This is a genomic window from Ideonella sp. P3_A4, from assembly GCF_056403075.1.
Genome location: NZ_JBFUGE010000382.1, coordinates 1 through 5,839, shown reverse-complemented (window position 1 = coordinate 5,839; position 5,839 = coordinate 1). Strand labels below are relative to the sequence as shown.

The following is a 5,839-nucleotide window of genomic DNA, read 5'->3' as shown; positions in this document are numbered from 1 at the left end:
CAGCAGCGCTGCCGCGGCCAGGGCTGGCCCGACGCTCCAGCCGCCGAATCCGAGGACGGCCGAGGCGCCCATGGCGGACACCACCGCCGCAGAGCGGGCCTTCAGCCAATCGACGAAGCCGTCATCAAACACGCTTGTTCTCCCAAATCGTCAGTCGAACGCCAAGCCAACAGGGCCGACGTTAGTGAGTTATCGACTTTCGATTTGTTCGAATTAAGCGTTTTATTCGTTTATATTTGGCGGCTCAAGGCAGGTCCGCAGCGCGTTGGCCAGGGCATCCGGGGCGACTGGCTTGTGGATCAGGCACACCCCGTCGGGCAAACCGCCGAGGGTGGCCAGCCGCTCCGAGCCCAGGCTGGTGACGACAACGATGGAGCGCGGTCCGGGGGTTCGCGCCAGTCGCAACTCGCGCAGCATCTCCAGCCCGTTCATGTGCGGCATCACGACGTCGGTGAGCAGGATGTCCGGCGGCACGCGGCCGATCGCGACCAGCGCCTGGAAGCCGTTCTCGACCACCTGGACGACGGCGTTCGGCAGCGTGGCCTCGACCAGGGTGCTCAGCAGGTCGCGGTCGTCGGGGTTGTCGTCCACCACCAGCACCGACGGGCCGGCGGGCGCTGGCGTCTTGGCTGCCGGCCGGGTGACGGCCTGCAATTGCTGGTTGGCCAGGAAGCTCTCGACGCTCGCCGCGTCAATGCGGCGGTGGCCGCCCACGGTCTTCCAGGCCTTGATGTAACCCTGATCGACCCAGCGCTGGACGGTCGGCGCCGAGACGCCCAGCCGCTGCGCCACCTCGGCGGTGGAAAACGACGGTGGCGTGGCAGCGGAACTCACGCGGCCATCTTATGCGGCGACATCGCGCACCGGCTGTTCCGCGGCGTCGGCCGTCACCCCCAGGTAGGCAACGAGGGCCGCGATGACCTGCTGGTGTTCGGCCGAAAGCTCTTGCAGCAGCGGCAGGTAGTGCTCGGCGCGACGGGCATCGAATTCGTCCTGCAGCCGGCGCGCCAGGTTGGACAAGGCGAGGGCGCCCAAGGTGCCCGCGGTGGACACCAGGTTGTGCGCCAGCGTGGTCGCCTGCTCGATGTGGCCGGTGGCCAGGAATGCGGACATCTCGGTCGGCAGGCCCGACTTGTCCTTGACGAACCGCGAGGCGATCTTGTCGTACAGCTCGCGCCGGCCGAGGCAGCGGTCCAGCCCCAGCTGTATCAGCACACCGCTGCGGGTGGCGAGGCTGGCTGCCGGGGACTGCTGCGCCTGGCCGCCCGGGCCCAGCACGCTCGCGATCACGCGGAACAGCTGCTGGGGATCAAAAGGCTTGGTGACGTATTCGTTCATGCCTGCCGCGCGGCACAGGTCCTGGTCGCGCATTGAGGCGTGTGCCGTGAGCGCCACGATCGGCAGATCGGCCAGCGCCGGCATGTCGCGCAGGCGGCGGGTGACCTCGTAGCCGTCCATGCCAGGCATCTGCACGTCGCACAGCACGACGTCGAAGYGCTCGTGCTGCACGGCGTCCAGGGCTTGCGGGCCGCTGGAGGCGAGCACCACGTACATGCCGGCCACTTCGCGCAGCAGGTCGCCGGCCACGATCTGGTTCAGCTCGTTGTCGTCGATGACCAGCACGCGGCGCCCGTGCAGCTGCTCCAGCGGCGAGCCGGCCTCCATCTGGGCCACGCGCTCTTCGAGGTCGGTACCCGACCGAACCCCTTCGAGCGCCATCTCGATCGTGAAGCTGAACTCGCTGCCCTCGCCGGGGCGGCTGCTCACTTCGAGGTGGCCGCCCATCAGCTCGACGAGCTGCTTGCTGATCGCCAGGCCCAGCCCGGTGCCGCCGTATTCGCGCGAGGTCGATACGTCGGCCTGCATGAACGGCTGGAACAGCCGCGCCACCTGGACATCGGTCATGCCGATGCCGGTGTCGCGCACACTGACCCGCAGCGCGCAGCGGCCGGCGTCGTCGCTGGCGCGGCTGGCAGGCTGCACCTGCACGACCACTTCACCGGACCGGGTGAACTTGACCGCGTTGCTGCACAGGTTGACCAGGACCTGGCGCAGGCGTTGCGCGTCGCCGACCAGCCGGGCCGGCAGCTCGGGGCTGCAGACCATGCGCAGCGCCAGTCCCTTGCTGTTGGCCTTCTCGGCGACGATGGCCGACACCTGGTCGAACAGCGCGCACAGATCGAAGGGGGCGGCTTCCAGCTCCAGCCGCTGGGCCTCGATCTTCGAGAAGTCCAGGACGCGGTTCAGCAGCTGAAGCAAGGCGTCGGCGGCCAGGTGGGTCTTCGACACGTAATTCCGCTGGCGCTCGTCGAGCTGGGTGCGCAGCGTCAGATCGGTCAGGCCGAGCACCGCATTGATGGGCGTGCGGATCTCGTGGCTCATGTTGGCCAGGAATTCGCCCTTGGCGTGCGTGGCGGCCTGGGCTTCGTCGCGCGAACGCTCCAGCTCACGCACCAGCGACTGCAACTGCTCCGTGCGCTCGCGCACGCGGTCTTCGAGCTGCACGTTGAGCGAGCGGATCTCGTTGTCGCGGTCGATGCGGTCGAGCGCGAACGACAGGTCTTGCGCCAGCTCGCGGATCAGCTCGATCAGCGGCGGGTCGAAGAAGTTCGGCTCGGCCGCGAACAGCGCGACCGACCCGACGACCTGGCCTGCGCGTTGAAGCGCGAAGGCCGCCCCCGAGCGTATGCCGCCTTGCTGCGCGACGGCTTGGTAGGGCAGGGCGCGTGGGTCGGCTTGGTAGTCGTTCGAGATCGCCTCGCCACCGCTGTTGAGCACGCGGCCCACGAGCGAACCCGCGTGTTCCGGCGCCGTCACGTCCCACCGCTCGGCCAGGCTCGACAGCGCATGGGCGGCGGGGCCGGCGGTGGCCACGCGGGTGGCCATCCGGCCATCGAGCTGGTCGATGCGTGCCACCAGCGCGTGGCCGGTCTCAACGCAGATGCGGCACAGCTCCTCGAACAGGGCCTGCTCGGAGAGGCTGCGGATGATCAACTGGTTGGTGCGCGACAACGCGCGGTAGAAGCTTTCCATGCGGGCGGTGCGGGCATCGGCCGCGCGTTGCTCGCGCAGATGCTGGGCAATCACCCAGGCCGCAAGCCCGACGCAGACCGCCAGCAGCAGCATCAGCAGCCCCGCCGAAACCAGCGCGGCCTGCCGGTAGGCACGTGGCGCCTGCTCGGCCTCGTCGCGTGCCACATCGCGCTGAACGTCGATCAGCCGGTCCAACGTGCCTTCAAGCGATTCGACGGTGGGCTTGAGCTCGCCGGCCTCGAGGCGCTGCAGCCCTGCCATGTCCTTGGCCTCGATGCGCTCCTGCAAACGCGACAGCAGCTGCGTCAGGCGCTGCATGTCTTGTTCGGCCGTTGGGATCAACGCGTGCTCGCGCGGCACCAGGACGGTGGCCTTGTAGTCGGCCCACAAGCGTTGCACGCGGGCCTCGGTGGCGGCGAAGCGTGCTGCGGTATCGGCCGGGTTGACCATCCCGCCGCGCCACAGCGCCAGGGTGTCGGCCACCTCGCGCCGATAGGTCTGCTCGATGCTGTGCATCTGCTGCACAGGCACGACCCGGTCTTGGTAGATGGTGCCGATGGCGTCAACGGCGTGGCCAAAGCCGACCAGCAGCCAGGTACCACCCAAGCCGACAAGTGCGACCGTTGCCAGCAGCAGCACGGTCAAGCGAGACTGCACCTTCCAGTTGCTCATCGTCTCCCCTTGCCGCCGGATTATGCGCGGCAGGCATTCCAGACAGTGCATTTGTGCCGTCATGCGGATCTCGGCCTGGAACGTCAGAGATTCCGGAAGCGAGTCCGGTTCTTCAGACACCTGCCGGCCGCGGCGCCGCGGGGGCCCCCCAACGGTGGCTGCGCTGAATGGCCGGCTACGCGCGCATGGCACGTGCCGTGCTTTTGTGACGGCAGGGCACTGAAACAGGTGTCCCCGGGGTTCGCGCTGACGCGCGACCCGTCAAGCACAACAAACAACGACAGGAGACAAACCTGTGCTCACACGGGTATCCGCTCTGCCATTGAGCAGCGCGACGGGCAGCGGTGCGCTCCCATTCGGCAGCCTCAGGCTCCTTCACGCAGGAGCCGACGGTGACGCGAATCGACCTAATATCCAGAGACTGAAGCAAGACAAGTCACCGCGTTCGAACGGTGATCGGAGACAAGTCCATGAAGTTGCGTGACCGCATGTTCAAGAGCGCCGACGAGGTTCGTGGCGTGGCGATGCAGACCCTGTTCACGCGGCTCGAGTCGCTGTGCGAAGGYGCCATTGCGATCGACGCGCAGGCCCACGTGGTCTGGCTCAACGAGAAGTATGCAAAGAAGCTCGGCCTGGCTTCGGCCGAGGAGGCGCTCGGCCGCGAGGTCGAGGACATCATCCCGAACAGCCTGATGCGCCAGGTGGTGCAGACGGGCGAGCCGATCCTGCTGGACATCCTGGAATTCGGCGCCGAGCAGTTCGTCGTCACGCGCATGCCGGTGAGCGACGAAGAGGGCCGCATCATCGGCGCCGTCGGCTTCGTGCTGTACGACCGTGTGCAGTATCTGAAGCCGCTGGTCGCCAAGTTCGAGCACCTGCAAAGCGAGCTCGAAAGCGCGCAGCGCCGCGTTGCCGAAGGCCGCAAGGCGCGCTACACCTTCGCCAGCGTCTGCGGCTCCAGCCCGGCCTGCGTCGAGCTCAAGCGCCAGGCGCGGCGCGCTGCGCAGTTCGAGGCCACGGTGCTGTTGCAGGGCGAGACCGGCACCGGCAAGGAACTGCTGGCGCATGCCATCCACGCGGCCTCGCCGCGCAGCCTGAAGCCCTTCGTGGCGCTGAATGTCGCGGCCATTCCCGAGGCGCTGATGGAGGCTGAATTCTTCGGCGCTGCGCCCGGCGCCTACACCGGCGCCGACCGCCGCGGCCGAGACGGCAAGTTCAAGCTCGCCGATGGTGGCACGCTGTTCCTCGACGAGGTCGGCGACATGCCGCTGGGCGTGCAGGCCAAGCTGCTGCGCGTGCTGCAGGAGCAGGAAGTGGAACCGCTGGGCTCGAACCGCGTGCTGCGGGTCGACGTGCGAGTGATCACGGCCACCAGCCTGGACCTGGAGGAACAGGTGCGCGCCGGCAAGTTCCGCGCCGATCTCTACTACCGGCTGAACGTGCTGTCCATCACCCTGCCGCCGCTGCGCTCGCGGCTGCAGGACCTGGACGCGCTGTGCGAGCTGATCCTGGCGCAGATCGCCGAGCGCACCGGGCTGCCGCAGCGCGAGCTGACCGAAGAGGCACTGTCGGTGCTGGGCACCTACCACTGGCCCGGCAACATCCGCGAGCTGCGCAACGTCATCGAGAAAGCAGTGATGCTCAGCGACTCGCGCCGGCTCGAGGCCACCGACTTCCAGCAGGTGCTGCCGACGCTGAACAGCCCGAGTGAGCCGAGTGCGGGCGCGGCGCTGTCGCTGGCCCAGGCAGTGGCCGACGCCGAGCGCACGGCGATCCAGGGCGCGCTGGTGGCTGCCCGCGGCAACAAGTCGAACGCGGCGCAGTTGCTGGGCATTTCGCGCGCCACGTTCTACGAAAAGATCGCGCACCTCGGGCTGGGCGCCCGCGACACGGCCGACGCTGCGTCACCGGTCCGGCGCGGCTAGGACCCCTGAAACGCCGTACGCATTGGCAGACAACTGTCTGACGCGGCAGACAACGCCGAGCCGCCGCACCTGCCCGCTACCGCCAGGCATGTACGCGTGAAGGCACCTGCCAGCCCCCGCGCGGGGCTGCAACCGGGGCGGAGTCCGCTCTAACCGCGTCGCTGCACGGGGTTTTCCCTTGAGTCCGGCCCGCGCGGCCCATGTCGGCA

General features: G+C 68.3%; 3 protein-coding genes. 1 reads left to right on the top strand and 2 read right to left on the bottom strand.

What is annotated here, in order from left to right; genetic code table 11:
• Window positions 1–222: 222 nt before the first annotated feature.
• Together AC1DYI_RS24660 and AC1DYI_RS24655 are read right to left on the bottom strand one after the other, a co-directional pair.
• Entirely contained in the window at window positions 223–834 is a 612-nt protein-coding gene (locus AC1DYI_RS24660) for a response regulator (protein WP_477206772.1), read from the bottom strand.
• A gap of 9 nt (window positions 835–843) precedes the next feature.
• Entirely contained in the window at window positions 844–3,705 is a 2,862-nt protein-coding gene (locus AC1DYI_RS24655) for an ATP-binding protein (protein ID WP_477206771.1), read from the bottom strand.
• A 470-nt stretch (window positions 3,706–4,175) separates the two neighbouring features.
• Between AC1DYI_RS24655 and AC1DYI_RS24650 the strand changes: the two genes are divergently transcribed.
• Window positions 4,176–5,630, top strand: a complete 1,455-nt coding sequence (locus tag AC1DYI_RS24650) for a sigma-54 interaction domain-containing protein (protein ID WP_477206770.1) — start codon at window positions 4,176–4,178, stop codon at window positions 5,628–5,630.
• Window positions 5,631–5,839 lie beyond the last annotated feature (209 nt).